Source organism: Halomonas sp. ABH4_019, from assembly GCF_056159885.1.
The window spans coordinates 1210066-1224964 of the sequence record NZ_JBSWWC010000001.1 but is presented as its reverse complement, the minus strand read 5'-3'; the positions used below and the strand labels follow the sequence as shown (position 1 = coordinate 1224964).

General features: G+C 72.0%; 13 protein-coding genes. 11 read left to right on the top strand and 2 right to left on the bottom strand.

Going from position 1 to position 14899, the window contains the following annotated elements; all coding sequences use genetic code 11:
- Window positions 1-13 precede the first annotated feature (13 nt).
- The 3 genes from ACXAFN_RS05555 to ACXAFN_RS05545 all read left to right on the top strand — a co-directional run bounded on the left by ACXAFN_RS05555 (window position 14) and on the right by ACXAFN_RS05545 (window position 3864).
- The gene (locus tag ACXAFN_RS05555) at window positions 14-2041 is read left to right on the top strand and encodes a CocE/NonD family hydrolase (RefSeq protein WP_474986905.1); all 2028 of its coding nucleotides are present in this window, start codon (window positions 14-16) and stop codon (window positions 2039-2041) included.
- Between the two features lie 144 nt (window positions 2042-2185).
- Entirely contained in the window at window positions 2186-3541 is a 1356-nt protein-coding gene (locus ACXAFN_RS05550) for an MFS transporter (RefSeq protein WP_474986903.1), read from the top strand.
- A gap of 170 nt (window positions 3542-3711) precedes the next feature.
- A complete protein-coding gene (locus tag ACXAFN_RS05545) occupies window positions 3712-3864 on the top strand; it encodes a hypothetical protein (RefSeq protein WP_474986901.1) in 153 nt (50 codons plus the stop codon).
- A gap of 17 nt (window positions 3865-3881) precedes the next feature.
- Here ACXAFN_RS05545 and ACXAFN_RS05540 read toward each other — a convergent pair whose 3' ends face one another.
- Entirely contained in the window at window positions 3882-4496 is a 615-nt protein-coding gene (locus ACXAFN_RS05540) for a flavin reductase family protein (protein WP_474986899.1), read from the bottom strand.
- A gap of 99 nt (window positions 4497-4595) precedes the next feature.
- Here ACXAFN_RS05540 and ACXAFN_RS05535 point away from each other — a divergent pair, with 99 nt between their 5' ends.
- From ACXAFN_RS05535 to modC, 7 genes are read left to right on the top strand one after another with little or no spacing between them, the layout of a single operon-like run.
- Entirely contained in the window at window positions 4596-5120 is a 525-nt protein-coding gene (locus ACXAFN_RS05535; RefSeq protein ID WP_474986898.1) for a retropepsin-like aspartic protease family protein, read from the top strand.
- A gap of 47 nt (window positions 5121-5167) precedes the next feature.
- A complete protein-coding gene (locus tag ACXAFN_RS05530; RefSeq protein WP_474986896.1) occupies window positions 5168-6847 on the top strand; it encodes a VRR-NUC domain-containing protein in 1680 nt (559 codons plus the stop codon).
- A complete protein-coding gene (locus ACXAFN_RS05525; RefSeq protein ID WP_474986894.1) occupies window positions 6844-9120 on the top strand; it encodes an ATP-dependent DNA helicase in 2277 nt (758 codons plus the stop codon). Before ACXAFN_RS05530 ends, ACXAFN_RS05525 begins: the two co-directional genes overlap by 4 nt.
- 47 nt (window positions 9121-9167) lie before the next feature.
- The gene (locus tag ACXAFN_RS05520) at window positions 9168-9566 is read left to right on the top strand and encodes a winged helix-turn-helix domain-containing protein (protein WP_474986892.1); all 399 of its coding nucleotides are present in this window, start codon (window positions 9168-9170) and stop codon (window positions 9564-9566) included.
- A gap of 48 nt (window positions 9567-9614) precedes the next feature.
- Window positions 9615-10451, top strand: a complete 837-nt coding sequence (gene modA / locus ACXAFN_RS05515; RefSeq protein ID WP_474986890.1) for a molybdate ABC transporter substrate-binding protein — start codon at window positions 9615-9617, stop codon at window positions 10449-10451.
- Between the two features lie 3 nt (window positions 10452-10454).
- Window positions 10455-11150, top strand: a complete 696-nt coding sequence (gene modB, locus ACXAFN_RS05510) for a molybdate ABC transporter permease subunit (protein ID WP_474986888.1) — start codon at window positions 10455-10457, stop codon at window positions 11148-11150.
- 14 nt (window positions 11151-11164) lie between these two features.
- On the top strand, window positions 11165-12307 hold the full coding sequence (gene modC / locus ACXAFN_RS05505; protein WP_474986887.1) for a molybdenum ABC transporter ATP-binding protein: 1143 nt from the start codon (window positions 11165-11167) through the stop codon (window positions 12305-12307).
- Between the two features lie 265 nt (window positions 12308-12572).
- On the opposite strand, the gene ACXAFN_RS05500 is transcribed toward modC, so the two are convergent.
- The gene (locus ACXAFN_RS05500) at window positions 12573-13829 is read right to left on the bottom strand and encodes an amino acid deaminase (RefSeq protein ID WP_474986885.1); all 1257 of its coding nucleotides are present in this window, start codon (window positions 13827-13829) and stop codon (window positions 12573-12575) included.
- Between the two features lie 206 nt (window positions 13830-14035).
- On the opposite strand from ACXAFN_RS05500, the gene ACXAFN_RS05495 reads away from it, so the two are divergent.
- Window positions 14036-14899, top strand: a complete 864-nt coding sequence (locus tag ACXAFN_RS05495; RefSeq protein WP_474986883.1) for a MurR/RpiR family transcriptional regulator — start codon at window positions 14036-14038, stop codon at window positions 14897-14899.

Here is a 14899-nt window from a genome sequence, read left to right as displayed (position 1 = left end):
GAGGAGGACAGGGATGCGCATCGTCGACGACTTTCCCCGCGCGGTCCAGGAGGAAGAGACCTGGATCCCCATGGCCGATGGTACCCGGCTGGCGGCGCGCATCTGGCGCCCGGTGGACGCCGAGGCGCACCCGGTGCCGGCGATCCTCGAGTACCTGCCCTATCGCAAGCGCGACCTCACCGCCGCCCGCGACGTCCAGACCCACCCCTACTGGGCCGGCCACGGCTACGCCGGGGTGCGGGTCGACATCCGCGGCACCGGCGAGTCCGACGGGGTGCTCACCGACGAGTACCTGCCCGAGGAGCTGGCCGACGGCGTGGCGATCATCGACTGGCTGGTGGCCCAACCCTGGTGCAGCGGCGAGGTGGGCATGGTGGGCATCTCCTGGGGCGGCTTCAACGGCCTGCAGATCGCCGCCCTGGGCCCGCCGGCGCTCAAGGCGGTGATCACCCTGTGCTCCACCGACGACCGCTACGCCGACGACATCCACCACATGGGCGGCTGCCTGCTGGGCGACAACCTGTCCTGGGCCTCGACCATGTTCGACGGCAACGCCTGCCCGCCGGACCCGGCGCTGGTCGGCGACAAGTGGCGGGAAATGTGGCTCGAGCGCCTCGACGGCAGCGGCCTGTGGCTGGCCCAGTGGCTCGAGCACCAGCGCCGCGACGCCTACTGGCGGCACGGCTCGGTGTGCGAGGACTTCGCCGCCATCCGCTGTCCGGTCTACGCCATCAGCGGCTGGGCCGACGGCTACTGCAACGCCGTGTTCCGGCTGCTGGCCGGCCTCGAGGTGCCGCGCAAGGGGCTGGTCGGGCCCTGGGCCCACAAGTACCCGCACCTGGGCGTGCCGGGGCCGGCCATCGGCTTCCTCCAGGAGTCGCTGCGCTGGTGGGACCAGTGGCTCAAGGGCCGCGACACCGGCATCATGAACGAGCCCATGCTGCGGGTGTGGATGCAGGAATCGGTGCCGCCCTCGGCGCGCTACGAGGTGCGCCCCGGACGTTGGGTGGCCGAGCCGAACTGGCCGTCGCCGCGCATCGTCGAGGCCTCCTTCCGGCTCACCGCGGGCCACGACCTGCTGCCCGAGGACGACGGCGTCGATGACGAGGCCGTGCTCTCCATCCGCTCGCCGCTCTCGGTGGGGCTCTATGCCGGCAAGTGGTGCTCCTACAATGCGCCGCCGGACCTGCCCCACGACCAGCGCGACGAGGACGGCGGGGCGCTGATCTTCCAGACGCCGCACCTCGAGGAGGCCCTCGAGATCTGCGGGCAGCCGACCGTCGAGCTCGAGCTCGAGGCCGACCAGCCGGTGGCCATGGTGGCGCTGCGGCTGGTCGACGTCGCCGAGGACGACAAGGCCACCCGGGTCTCCTATGGCCTGTTGAACCTTACCCACCGTGACAGCGACGCGCAGCCCGAGCCGCTGGTGCCCGGCAAGCGCTATCGGGTGACGGTAGCCCTCAAGCATATCGCCCAGCAGTTCCCGGTCGGCCACGCCATCCGCCTGTCGCTCTCCACCAGCTACTGGCCGCTGGCCTGGCCGGCGCCGCGGCCGGTCAAGCTGACCCTGTGCCCCGGACGCAGCCGGCTGATCCTGCCGGTGCGCACGCCGCGGCCCGCGGAGGAGGCCGCCCTGCCGGCCTTCCCGGAGCCCGAGGGCGCGCCGCCGATCGCCAAGACCCTGATCCAGCCCACCCAGGAGAGCTGGCGGGTGATCCGCGACCTGGCCAACGACCAGACCACCCTCGAGGTGGTCAACGACGAGGGGCGCTACCGGCTCGACGACATCGAGCTGGAGATCGCCGCCCGGGTCACCGAGCGCTATCGCTATGCCTATGGCAGCTATGACAGCGTCAGCGGCTGGACCGAGTGGGAGCGCAGCTTCCGGCGCGGTGACTGGGAGGTGCGCACCCTGACCCGCACGCTGATGACCAGCGACCCGGACAACTTCCGGCTGCGCGCCACCCTGGACGCCTGGGAGGGCGATACCCGCATCTTCGCCCGCACCTGGGACGAGACGATTCCCAGGGACCTGGTGTAGCGCGACCGACGACGGCCGAGGGGCGCCGGAGAGCTGGCGCCGCAACAGCCCCGAGCCATCGCCTGTGGCGTCATCGGGGCGCCGTCGATAGTCGAGGCATCTCGCGGCTGCTATCTTGGCCCCTTTCTCGACAGGGGTGCCCCCATGAGCGTGACCACCGCCGACGCGCCCGCCAGGCCCTGGGCCTCGCGCAAGGAGATCCTGGGCTGGGCGATGTTCGACTTCGCCAACCAGGCCTACACGCTGCTGATCATCACCGTGGTGTTCGGCGAACTGTTCACCACGGTGATCGTCGGCGAGCGCGGCGGCGACTACCGGCTGGCCAACTTCCTGTGGAGCCTGGCGCTGGCGATCAGCTACCTGCTGGTGGTGATCACCGGCCCGCTGTGCGGGGCGGTGATGGACTACCGGGCGGAGAAGAAGCGCTTCCTGTTCGCCAGCTACGTGGTCACCATCGTCGCCACGGCGCTGCTCTACTTCGTCGCCCCGGGCTACGTGTGGCTGGGGCTGATCCTGATCGTGATCTCGAACTACGCCTACTCCATGGGCGAGTCCTTCATCGCCGCCTTCCTGCCCGGCCTCGGCCCGCCCGAGTCGCTGGGCCGCATCTCCGGCTTCGGCTGGGCGCTGGGCTACGTCGGCGGGCTGTTCGCCGCCGGCTTCACCCTGGTGGTGCTGGGCGAGGCCAGCGCCGAGAACTTCGAGCGCATCCGCTGGGTGGGGCCCTTCGCCGCCGGCTTCTTCCTGGTTGCCGCCATCCCCACCTTCCTGTGGGTGAAGGAGCGCGGCACACCGCAGCCCGTGGTGCTCTCCTACCGGGCGATCGCCTGGCGGCGGGTCTCGACCACCCTCCACGAGCTACGGCGCTTCCGCGACCTGGCCACCTTCCTGGTGTCGCTGCTGTTCTCCATGGCCGGGGTCTACATCATCATCGCCTTCGCCTTCATCTACGGCGCCCAGGTGATCGGCTGGGAGGAATCCGTCCGCAACCTGATGTTCATCATCGTGCAGATCACCGCCGCCGCCGGCGCGCTCGGCTTCGGCGCCATCCAGGACCGCATCGGCACCCGGGTCACCTACCTGATCACCCTGGTGCTGTGGGTGGCGGCGATCCTGGCCATCTGGGCCACGCCGTCGCTGACCGCCCGGCTCAACGCCACCTTCGGTCTCGCTTGGCAGGCTCAGCACCTGTTCCTGCTGGTCGGCTGCCTGGCGGGGCTCAGCCTGGGCTCGAGCCAGTCGGCCAGCCGCGCCCTGGTGGGGCTGTTCTCCCCCGGGCGCAAGGCCGCCGAGTTCTTCGGCTTCTGGGGGCTGGCCAACAAGCTCGCCGGGGTAGTGGGCATCGTCGGCCTGGGGCTGCTGCAGTCGGTGGTCGGCCTGCAGGCGTCGATCCTGCTGTGCGCGGCGCTGTTCATCGTCGCCATCCTGATCTGCCTGTTCGTCGACCAGGCCCGGGGCATGCAGGCGGCGCGAGACTGGGAGACGCGAAATGCTGCGTGACGCCGAGTCGCATCAGGGGCTTCGCCAAGCTTTGGTATGCTAGGGGTTCACTCGAGGACACAAGAACACGCCATGCCAATGCTGAACCCCCTCGTCGCCACCTCGGCGGCAATGCACGACCGTCGCACCTGCCCGTCTTTCTCCGGCCATGATGCCGTAAGGAGCGGCGCATGATCCGGGCCTGGAAACGTTTCGCCGCCTACGTGCTGATCTCGCTGGCGATCCTGGTCGGCATGGACATGGCGAAGGCCGGCGATGCGCCCGCCGGTGCCCTCGCCGAGGCGGGGCAGGCGCCGGCCCTCGCGGAGCGGGGCTCGGACTGAGCCTCGCGCGCCTGGCGCTATTGCGGCCGCTCGAGGGCGAAGCGATCGGTGGTGCGGCTGTAGTCGGCGCCCGCCAGCCGGCCGATCGGGCGCAGGGCTTCGATGGCCACGTGGCGTCCGTCCCAGACGCCGGGGTCGGCATGCACCGCCACCACCTCGGCGAGCACCAGGTTGCCGGCCATGGGCCGGTCGCCGAAGCGGATTACCTCGCGCAGCCGGCAGCCGAAGGCCACCGGGGCCTCGGCGATGCGAGGCACCCTGAGCCCGCCGAGCGCCGCCTTGGAGAGGCCGGCGTGGTCGAACTCGTCCTCGCCGCGGGGCAGCCGGGCGCTGGTGGCGTTGAGCGGCTCGGCCAGCGCCTCGCCGCCGATGTGGACCACGCACTCGCCGACCTCGTCGAGGTTGCGCAGGGTGTCCTTGGCGTTGCCCTCGCCGTCGAGCAGCGGCGAGAAGGCCAGCACCGGCGGATCGACGCTGGCCACGTTGAAGAACGAGAAGGGCGCCAGGTTGGCGCGGCCCGCGGCATCGACGGTGGCGACCCAGGCGATGGGGCGCGGGGCGATGGCGCCGGAGAACAGGCGGTAGAGGGTGCCCGCATCCAGCGTCTCGGCGGCAGGGGTGGCGTCGCTCATGGGGAATCCTGGCGGTTGACGAAAGGCCCATCCCAGCATGGGCAGCTCCGGGCGTCCAGTGTCATGATGGTGACTGGCGCAGCGTGAAGGGGGTGGGCGATGAGCGAAGGCGGCGGGGTACGGCGCACGGGGCTCGGCATGATGCTGGCCTTCTGGGTGCTGTTCGTCGGCCTCGGCACCTGGTGGTTCCAGGGCGTGCTCGAGGAGCGTACGAATCCCAATGCCCATCTGGTCGAGTCGCTGGACGGCGGCCCCCTCGAACTGGTGCGCAACGCCGCCGGCCATTTCGTGGCCACCGGGCGCCTCAACGGCGAGCCGGTGACCATGCTGCTCGATACCGGCGCCACCCAGGTGGCCGTGCCGGCCAGGCTGGCCGAGCGGCTCGACCTGCCGCGGCTCGGCGAGGCCAGGTTCTCCACCGCCAACGGGCGCGTCAGCGGGCGCTTCACCCGTCTCGACGAGGTGCGCCTGGGCGGGCTGGTCGCCCGCGACGTGCGCGGTGCCATCGTGCCCGGGCTCGAGGACGGCATGGTCCTGTTGGGCATGAGCTTCCTGGGCCGCTTCGACCTGCAGATGCGCGGCGATACCCTGACCCTGCGCCTGCCCGAAAAGGACAAGGACTGATTGACGCAAGGACTCGCCAGGCGGCGCGAGGCTGATACCATGGCCCCATGAACAGCGTCACGTCCGCCGCCGCGCTCACGGCTTCCCTGGACGATCCCTTCTATTACCTGGCGAACTTCCAGTGCGTGCTGGACTGGGTGGGCGTGCGCCACGCGGACCTGCTCTCCGAGCCCGAGCGCGCCTTCCTCGCCGACTTCCCGACCCTGCCCCGGGCCTCCCGGGCGCTGCTGGTGCGCATGGTGATGCGCAAGGGCGAGCACTTTCGCCTCTCGCGCCTGGCCTACGACGAGGTCGGCGACGCCGCGACCGCACTCGGCCCGCTGATCGACGCCGGCTGGGTCGATGCCGTCCCGGCGCTGTCTCTCGACGAACTGTTCCGCCAGCTGCGCCTGGCCGAGCTCAAGCGCGCCTTCGTCGACGAGATCGCCGCGGCGGGCCTGCCGGCGAGCGTGGCCAAGGGCGCACTGCACGCGGCCATGGCGGAGCGCGGTCTCGAACCTCGCCGGCTGGAGGACTGGTGGCCGGCGGCGCCGGATCGCGTGGTGCGCCTGACCCTGATGGCACTCTGCGACCGGCTGCGGCTGATGTTCTTCGGCAACCTGCGTCAGGACTGGGCGGAGTTCGTGCTCGCCGAGCTCGGCCTGCAGCGCTTCGAGACGGTGGCCTTCGGCGCGGATTCCCGCGCCTTCCAGCGCCGCGACGAGGTCGACGCCTACCTGGCCCTGCATCGACTTCGCGAGCGTCTCGACGATGGCGAGTGCCCGGTGGCGCTGGCCGCCGAGGTGCCGACCGCCTCCGACAACGCCTGGCTGGCCGCCCGCCGGGCGCGGCTGCTGCTGAGGCTGGGCCGCGAGGCCGAGCGCCGGGGCCAGGCCGAGGCGGCCCTCGAGGGTTATGCCGCCGCCGGCCTCGGCGAGGCGCGCGTGCGCCGGCTGCGCCTGCTCGAGCGGCGCGGCGAGTTCGCGCTGGCCCATCGGCTGATCGGCGCGGCCGAGCCGGCGGATGAGGCCGAGCGCCAGGCGCTGGCCCGGCTGCGTCCGCGGCTGTGCCGCAAGCTGGGTCTGCCATCGCCGCCCCGCGAGCCGGAACCCGTGCCCGAGCGGCTCGACCTGGTGCTGCCTTCCTCTCCCGGCGGCGTGGAGCGCGCGGTGGCCGAGCATCTGGGCTCGCCCGAGGCGCCGCTGTACTTTGTGGAGAACGCCCTGATCACCGGGCTGTTCGGCCTGTTGTGCTGGCAGGCGATCTTCGCGCCGCTGCCCGGCGCCTTCTTCCACCCCTTCCACACGGGGCCCGCCGATCTCAACCGCGAGGACTTCGTGGCCCGGCGCCGCGCCCTGTTCGATGCCTGCCTGGCCGAGCTCGACGATGGCCGCTATCGAGGCACCATCCGCGAGCGCTTCCGCGACAAGTGGGGCCTGGCCTCGCCCTTCGTGCACTGGGGCGCGCTCGACGAGGCGCTGCTGGAGCGGGCCCTGGCCGCCATGCCGCCGGCACACCTGCGGGCCTGCTTCGAACGCCTGCTCGACGACCCGCGGGCCAACCGCGCCGGGTTGCCCGATCTCATCCAGTTCTTCCCCGACGCGGCCCCTGACGAGCCCGGCTATCGGCTGATCGAGGTCAAGGGGCCGGGCGACCGGCTGCAGGACAACCAGCGCCGCTGGCTGGCCTACTTCCACGCCCACGACATGCCGGTGGCGGTCTGCCACGTGCGCTGGGAGGCCCCGTGAGCGAGGTCGTGAGCGAGGCCGGGCACCGCGTCGCCGTGCGGGCGCTGTGCGAGTTCTGCGCCCGAGAGGGCGATCTGGACCACCGCTTCACCCCGGCCCCCAGCGCCCGGGAGGGCATCGAGGGCCATGCCCGGGTGCGCAGCCGGCGCGGCGACGGCTTTGAAGCCGAGGTGGCGCTGTCCGCCAGCGTCGAGGGGCTGACCGTCGGCGGCCGCGCCGACGGCTTCGACCCCGCGGCCAACCGCCTGGAGGAGGTCAAGACCCATCGCGGCAGCCTCGAGCGCATGGCCGCCAACCAGCGCGCCCTGCACTGGGCCCAGGTCGAGGCCTACGGCGCCCTGCTGTGCGCCGAGCGCGGCCTGGCCGCGGTGACGCTGGCGCTGGTCTACCTGGACATCGCCACCGGCCGCGAGACCGTGCTGACTCGCGAGGCCGGCGCCGACGAGCTGTGGGCACGGCTCGCGGCTCACTGCCGGGCCTATGCGGAGTGGGCCGAGCAGGAGGCCCGGCATCGTGCGGCGCGGGACGCGGCCCTCGGTGCCCTGGCCTTTCCCCACGACGACTTTCGCCCCGGCCAGCGGACCCTGGCCGAGGACGCCTATCGCGCCGCCGCCACCGGCCGCTGCCTGCTGGCGGAGGCGCCCACCGGCATCGGCAAGACGCTCGGCACCCTCTATCCGCTGCTCGCCGCCATGCCGCGCCAGGGCCTCGACCGCCTGGCCTTCCTGACCATGAAGACCCCGGGGCGACGGCTGGCGCTGGACGCCCTGAGCGACCTGGGCGCCGATAGCGAGACGGAGCGATTGCCGCTGCGGGTGCTCGAGCTGGTGGCCCGGGACAAGGCCTGCGAGCATCCCGACCGCGCCTGCCACGGCGAGGCCTGTCCGCTGGCCCGGGGCTTCTATGATCGGCTGCCGGCGGCGCGCCGCGACGCCGTGGCTCGCGGCTTCTGGGATCGTGCGTCGCTGCGCGAGCTGGCCCTCGAGCACGGCGTCTGCCCCTACTACCTGGGCCAGGAGCTGGCCCGCTGGGCCGACGTGCTGGTCGGCGACGTCAATCACTACTTCGACGACGGCGCCCTGATCCACGGCCTGGCCCAGGCCGACGGCACGCGGCTCGGCGTGCTGGTGGACGAGGCCCATAACCTGGTCGACCGGGCCCGAGGCATGTACAGCGCGTCGCTCGACCAGCGCCGGCTCAACCGCTTGCGCAAGGGCGCGCCGCCGGCGCTGTCCAGGCCGCTGTCGCGGCTCGCACGGCGCTGGCAGGACCTGCTGCGCGAGGTAGAGGAGCGCGAGTGGCAGGCGCTGGAGGCGGTGCCCGGCGGGCTGCTCGGCGCCCTGCAGCAGGCGGTGGCGGCGATCACCGACTACCTGGGCGAGCATCCGACGGGCGTCGACCCGGCGCTGCAGGAGTTCCTGTTCGAAGCGCTGGCCTTCGCCCGCCGTGCCGAGACCTTCGGTGAGCATTCTCTGTGCGAGCTCGAGCGTCACGGCCGCGGCCGGGCGAGGCTTTCGATCCGCAACCTGGTGCCGGCGGACTTCCTGGCGCCGCGTTTCCGCGCCGCTCGCTGCGCGGTGCTGTTCTCGGCGACCCTGAGCCCGCCGGGCTATCATCGCGACCTGCTGGGCCTGCCCGGCGACGCCGTGACCCGCAGCGTGCCGGCGCCCTTCGCCGCCGAGCAGCTCGAGGTGCGGCTGCGCTCGGATGTCTCCACCCGGCTGCGCGACCGCGAGGCGTCGCTCGGGCCCATCGTCGCCGAGCTGGCCGGCCAGTACCGGCGACGCCCCGGCCACTACCTGGCCTTCTTCAGCAGCTTCGCCTACCTGGAGGCGGCGCTGGCGCGCTTTCGCGAGGCCTGCCCCGAGATTCCGGTGCGCGCCCAGCGGCGCGGCATGGGCGAAGAGGAGCGCGAGGCCTTCCTGGCCGGCTTCGTGCCCGGCGAGACCGGCATCGCCTTCGCGGTGCTCGGCGGCGCCTTCGCCGAGGGCATCGACCTGCCCGGCGAGCGTCTGGTCGGCGCCATCGTGGCGAGCCTCGGCCTTCCGCCGTTCGATGCCTACCATGCGGCCCTGGAGGCGCGGCTGGAGGAACGTTTCGGCCGCGGCCACGACTACGCCTACCGGGTGCCGGGGATGATCAAGGTGGTGCAGGCCGCCGGACGGGTGATCCGCGGCCCCGAGGATCGCGGCGTGGTGGTGCTGATGGACGATCGCTTCGCCCGCGCCGAGAATCGTGCCCTGCTGCCCGAGTGGTGGCGCCTGGCCCCCTGAGCCGCGCCAACGTTTTCGACATTCCGCCCCTGCCGCGAGGACACCCGATGACCCGAACCCGCCATGAGCGTCCCACCTTCCAGCTGCGACTGGTCGCCGACCGCGACGTGGTGCTGGGGCCCGGCAAGGTCGACCTGCTGGCGGCGATCGCCCGGGAGGGCTCGATCTCCGCGGCGAGCCGCTCGCTCGACATGAGCTATAAGAAGGCCTGGCAGCTGATCGAGACCATGAATCGCCACTTCCCGGGCGAGGTGATCGCCACCACGACCGGCGGCAGCCGCCGCGGCGGGGCGCGCCTCACGCCGCTGGGCGAGGAGCTGCTGGCGCGCTATCGCGCCCTCGAGCGCCGCCTCGACCCCGAGGCCAGCGACGACGCCCGGGCGCTGCTCGAGCTGCTGACGGTGGAGACGCCGGCGTCGGGCGGATCGCGCTTGCCTGAGCCTTGAGGGAACGCTAGTGTTCCGTTATTTCCAGTTAAACATAACGGGGTTTCCATGCCGCTGTTCACCGCTCGTCACCGCCCTGTGCTGGGCGCCGGCCTGGCCCTGGTCCTCGGGCTCGCCGCCGCGCCGGTCCAGGCCGAGCCCGAGGTGCGCATCTTCGCCGCGGCCTCGCTCACCGATGCCTTGAATGCCGCCATCGAGCGCTACGAGGCAGGCCACGACGTCGACGTGGTGCCGGTCTATGCCTCGTCGTCCACGGCGGCGCGCCAGGTCGCCCGTGGCGCGCCGGCCGACCTGTATTTCTCGGCCAACGAGCAGTGGATGGACTGGCTGGGCGAGCAGGGCATCGCGCTGGCGGATCGCCAGGACCTGCTGTACAACCGCCTGGCGCTGGTCGCCGCCGGCGCCGAGCCCGAGACCTTCACCCCCGGCGAGGGCGTGCCGCTGAGCGCGCTGCTGGCCGACGGCGAGCGCCTGGCGGTGGGCGACCCCGACCACGTGCCGGCCGGCCTCTACGCCCGGCAGGCCCTGGAGTCCCTCGGCGAGTGGGACGCGCTGGCCCCGCGCCTGGCCCGGGCCGACAACGTGCGCGCCGCCCTGGCGCTGGTCGAACGCGGCGAGGCGCCGCTGGGCATCGTCTATCGCACCGATGCCCTGGCCAGCGACAGAGTGCGCGAGCTGGGCCTGTTCCCGGCCGACAGCCACCCGGCGATCCGCTATCCGGTGGCGCTGATCGACCCGCCGGCCGAGGAGGCCGCCCGGGCCTTCCGCACCTGGCTGGGCGGCGACGAGGCGCGGGACATCTTCGCCCGCTCTGGTTTCGACACAGCTGGTTTCGAAACGGCCGGTGTCGACACCGCCGGCGCTGAACCGGCCGTCGAGCGCTAGCCGATGCTGTCCGCGGCGGAGGTCGAGGCGATCCTGATCAGCCTGCGCGTGGCGGGCAGCGCCGTGGCCTGGATCCTGGTGCCGGGCATCGCCCTGGCCTGGCTGATGGCGCGCCGCGAATTCCGCGGCAAGGCGCTGCTCGATGGAGTGCTGCACCTGCCGCTGGTGCTGCCGCCGGTGGTGGTCGGCTACCTGCTGCTGCTGGCCCTGGGTCGCCAGGGCTGGCTGGGCCGGTGGCTGAACGAGTGGTTCGCCGTGAGCCTGCCGTTCACCTGGCAGGGCGCGGCGGTGGCCGGCGGGGTGATGGCCTTCCCGCTGCTGGTGCGCGCCGTGCGCCTGTCGCTGGAGGCGGTGGACGTCGACCTGGAGGCGGCGGCCAGCACCCTGGGAGCGGGCCGCCTGCGGGTGCTGTTCACCATCACGCTGCCGCTGGCGCTGCCGGGGCTGCTGACCGGTACCGTGCTGGCCTTCGCCCGGGCACTGTCGGAGTTCGGCGCCACCATCACCTTCGCCGCCAACATCCCCGGCGAGACCCGCACCCTGCCGCTGGCGCTCTACAGCCTGATCCAGACCCCCGGCGCGGAGGCCGCCGCGGCCCGCCTGTGCGCCATCGCCGTGGCGATCGCCATGCTCTCGCTGCTGGCCTCGGAGTGGCTGGCCCGCCGGGCTCGGCGTCGCCTTCGCCAGCGCGATGGGTGAATTAGGAGGATGCCATGCAGCATGTGACAGCCGCCCACGCCCGGCACCCGGACACCCGGGACGCCCTGGCCCTCGACGTCGAACAGCGCCTGGGCGACTTCTCGCTGTCGGCGTCGCTGACGCTGCCCGCCAGTGGCGTCACCGCGCTGTTCGGCCCCTCCGGCAGCGGCAAGACCAGCCTGCTGCGGCTGATCGCCGGGCTCGATGCGCCGCGTCGCGGGGCGATCCGCCTCGGCGACGAGACGCTGGTGGATAGCGAACGCGGCATCCGGGTGCCGCCCCATCGCCGGCGTCTCGGGGTGGTGTTCCAGGAGGCGCGGCTGTTTCCCCACTACCGGGTGCGCGGCAACCTGACCTACGGCATGCGCGGCACGGGGCGGGCGCGGTTCGATGCCGTCGTCGAGCTGCTCGGCATCGGCGGGTTGCTGGAGCGCTTCCCGGCGACGCTGTCCGGCGGCGAGGCGCGCCGGGTGGCGATCGGCCGGGCGCTGCTCACCGAGCCGCGGCTGTTGCTGATGGACGAGCCGCTGACCGGGCTCGACGGCGCCCGCAAGCAAGAGCTGCTGGACTACATCGCCCGGCTGGCCGACGACATCGACATTCCCATTGTCTACGTCAGCCACGACCCCGACGAGCTGACCGCCATCGCCGATCACCTGGTGCTGCTGGAGCGGGGCCGGGTGGTCGCCGACGGCCCCCTGGAGGCGCTGCTGCAGCGCTTCGAGCTCACCGACCGGCTCGGCGGGTTCGATGCCGCCTCGCTGGTCACGGCGACGGTGGATGGCCACGAGCCGCACTATGCGCTGACCCGGCTGCGGCTGGCCGATGGCCAGCGACTGACCCTTCCCGCGGTCGACGCCGCGCCGGGCAGCCGGCTGCGGCTGCGCATCCCGGTGCGCGAGGTGGCGCTGGCCCTCGACGAGCCCGGCGCCACCAGCTACCGCAATCGGCTGAGGGCGGTGGTCGAGGAGATCGGCCCGTCGCGCCCGGGGCGGGCCGCCGTGGAACTGCGCCTGCGCCTCGGCGAGCAGGTGCTGCGCGCGCGCCTGACTCGCAAGTCTCTCGACGAGCTGGGGCTGCGCACCGGCATGTCCGTGATTGCCCTGGTGCGCAGCGTGTCCTTCGATACCCGCCGGGAAAGTGGCTGCGCTCGGTGATACGGCGTTAAAAATCGTCTCGTGCGCGAGCTCGGTCGAAGTGCTCATTTACCCCGTTTGTAAACTCCGCCTTCTGACTCGTGACGTCCCTGTCACTCGCTCTTCGAGCAGCAGGTCTGCCCAAATCGTCATTCCTTGACGATTTGTCGACGATTCTTGCCTTGCGACCCACACGGATGTGGGAAGTGCGTTGGCCCGTAGGGAACGGGCCTAGCCCTCACCTTCGCTCGCCGACTTTCCTCGTGGAGCTCGATGAGTTCAGCGCTCAAAAATAAGTCGACCAGGTGTCGATGACGTTCAGGCGTTCATCGACCAGGTGGATCCGGCGCCACTTGTCGAAGGTCAGGCAGGGGTGGGAGGCGCCGAAGGCGACGATATCGCCTACGCGCACGTCGCCCACGCGCATGTCGCCGGCGCCTTCCGGCAGGGCGATAAAGGCGTGCTGGTCCATCAGCTTGGTCACCCGCCAGCCGTCCACCGCCAGCGGTTCCGCGACGCTGCCGCCTTCGCGATAGCGCGCCAGCGGCTCGGGAAGCTGGTCGACGCCGATGTCGCGCTTGCCCAGCGCCACGATGGCCAGCCCCGGCTCCGGCAGCGACTGCACCTGGGCGTACACCTCGAGCGCCGGGCGCAGGCCCTCGTGCAGGTCCGGGCGCCGTGACAGCACGCCGCGCTGGGCCTCGCGATAGATGCCGTGGTCGTGTACCACGTAGCAGCCCGGACGCAGCACCGGGGTGAAGCGGCCCTCCAGTCCGCCGTCGCGGAAGGCCTCGGCGATCAGGTCGTACCAGGCCGAGCCCGAGGCGGTGACGATCGGCGCCTCGACGCCGAACAGCCCCTCCTGCGCGATCCGTTGGACACCGGCCACCAGCCGCTCGGCGTAGGCGCGGATGCCGGCCGCCGGATCGTCGCCGTGCACCACGCCCTCGTAGCCCTCCAGGCCGGCCAGCGTCAGCCCCGGCCGGGCGGCGATGTCGCGGGCCAGCGCCATCACGTCCTCGTCGCGGCGGCAGCCGCAGCGCCCGCCGTCCACCCCGACCTCGATCAGCACCGGCAGCGCCAGGCCGGCCGCGGCGAAGACCTCGCCCAGCTCGGCCACGTTGGCGTGGCCGTCCACGGTCACGTAGAGCTCGGCGCCGGCGCGCATCAGTTCGACGGCGATCGCCATGTTGGCGCGGCCGACCAGCTGGTTGGCCAGCAACAGGCGCGTCGCGCCCTCGGCGAAGGCGGCGCGGCACTGGGGGAGGGTAGCCAGGGTGATGCCCCAGGCGCCGGTCTCCAACTGGCGGCGGAACAGCGCCGGCGTCATGGTCGTCTTGCCGTGGGGCGCCAGCTCGGCCCGGTGGCGGCGGGCGAAGTCCTGCATCCAGGTCAGGTTATGGGTCAGCGGTGCCTCGTGGATGATGGCGGCGGGCAGGCTGACATCGGCCAGCAGGTCGCGGCCGGTCTCCAGGGTGCCCTTGTGGCCGCCCTGCCAGGCGGGATCGGTCATGGACGCTGCGTCGGGAGTGGGGTGGGTCATGAGAGGCTCCGGTAAGGGTCGGCCGGCTTCCATCAGTCGTCTGCGATGGGTGGCCCGGCGCGTCGGTGGCTGCGACTTTTGTTTGAAATTTTCAAAGTATCTTGACTGGTTGTTAGAAACTAACATAGCGTGAACCCCATGATCCATGCCAGTGCCAGGCGTCGCCGAGCGGACTCGATCGCTGCCGACGCCGGAGGAACCGACCCATGAGCCAACAGATCGACATCCTCTCCGGCATCACCGCCAGCGTCGGCTCGCTGAGCGAGTCGGAGCGCAAGGTGGCGGAGCTGATCTTCGAGGACATCGATTTCGTCACCGAGGCCAGCATCACCGGCATCGCCACCCGGGCCGGCGTCAGCGAGGCGACGGTGACCCGCTTCTCGCGCTCGGTGGGCTGCGCCAGCGTGCGCGACCTGAAGCTGCGCCTGACCCGCGCCCTGGCCGCCGGGCGGCGCTTCATCCAGGACGCCGATCCCGCCGAGGGGCCGGGCGTGGTGTACGATATCGCCACCCAGACCCTGGCGCTCAACCGCGAACTGCTGCTGGAGGCCGACGTGGCCGGCGCCGTGGAATGCCTCGACGGCGCTCGCCAGATCATCGCCTTCGGCTGCGGCGGCGGCTCCAGCGTGATGTGCCAGGAGCTGCAGTTCCGCCTGGTGCGGCTGGGCTATGCGGTCAGCGCCTATCCCCAGGGGCTGCTGCCGCGGATGGTGGCCTCGACGCTGGACCCCGCCGACGTGGTGGTGGTGCTCTCGGTGTCGGGCTATACGCCCGAGATGGTCGAGTCGGCCCAGGTCGCCCGCCAGTACGGCGCCCGGGTGATCGCCATCACCGCCGTGGGCTCGCCGCTCGCCGACAATGCCGACCTGGTGCTGCCGATCGCCGCCCGCGAGACCGATTTCATCCTGCATCCCTCCGCCTCGCGCTACGCGCTGATGGCGGCCATCGACGTGCTGGCCCTGGAGCTGGCCCTGCGCCATCGCGACCAGGCGCGCGACAAGCTGCGCCGCCTGAAGATCACCCTCGACGACCACCGCGGCGGCGACAACCGCCAGCCGCTGGGAGACTGA

Bases quoted from the DNA above. Each gene is read 5' to 3' on its own strand.
- ACXAFN_RS05555 (WP_474986905.1), top strand. From the start codon at position 14: ATGCGCATCGTCGACGACTTTCCCCGCGCGGTCCAGGAGGAAGAGACC.
- ACXAFN_RS05550 (WP_474986903.1), top strand. From the start codon at position 2,186: ATGAGCGTGACCACCGCCGACGCGCCCGCCAGGCCCTGGGCCTCGCGC.
- ACXAFN_RS05545 (WP_474986901.1), top strand. From the start codon at position 3,712: ATGATCCGGGCCTGGAAACGTTTCGCCGCCTACGTGCTGATCTCGCTG.
- ACXAFN_RS05540 (WP_474986899.1), bottom strand. From the start codon at position 4,496: ATGAGCGACGCCACCCCTGCCGCCGAGACGCTGGATGCGGGCACCCTC.
- ACXAFN_RS05535 (WP_474986898.1), top strand. From the start codon at position 4,596: ATGAGCGAAGGCGGCGGGGTACGGCGCACGGGGCTCGGCATGATGCTG.
- ACXAFN_RS05530 (WP_474986896.1), top strand. From the start codon at position 5,168: ATGAACAGCGTCACGTCCGCCGCCGCGCTCACGGCTTCCCTGGACGAT.
- ACXAFN_RS05520 (WP_474986892.1), top strand. From the start codon at position 9,168: ATGACCCGAACCCGCCATGAGCGTCCCACCTTCCAGCTGCGACTGGTC.
- modA (WP_474986890.1), top strand. From the start codon at position 9,615: ATGCCGCTGTTCACCGCTCGTCACCGCCCTGTGCTGGGCGCCGGCCTG.
- modB (WP_474986888.1), top strand. From the start codon at position 10,455: ATGCTGTCCGCGGCGGAGGTCGAGGCGATCCTGATCAGCCTGCGCGTG.
- modC (WP_474986887.1), top strand. From the start codon at position 11,165: ATGCAGCATGTGACAGCCGCCCACGCCCGGCACCCGGACACCCGGGAC.
- ACXAFN_RS05500 (WP_474986885.1), bottom strand. From the start codon at position 13,829: ATGACCCACCCCACTCCCGACGCAGCGTCCATGACCGATCCCGCCTGG.
- ACXAFN_RS05495 (WP_474986883.1), top strand. From the start codon at position 14,036: ATGAGCCAACAGATCGACATCCTCTCCGGCATCACCGCCAGCGTCGGC.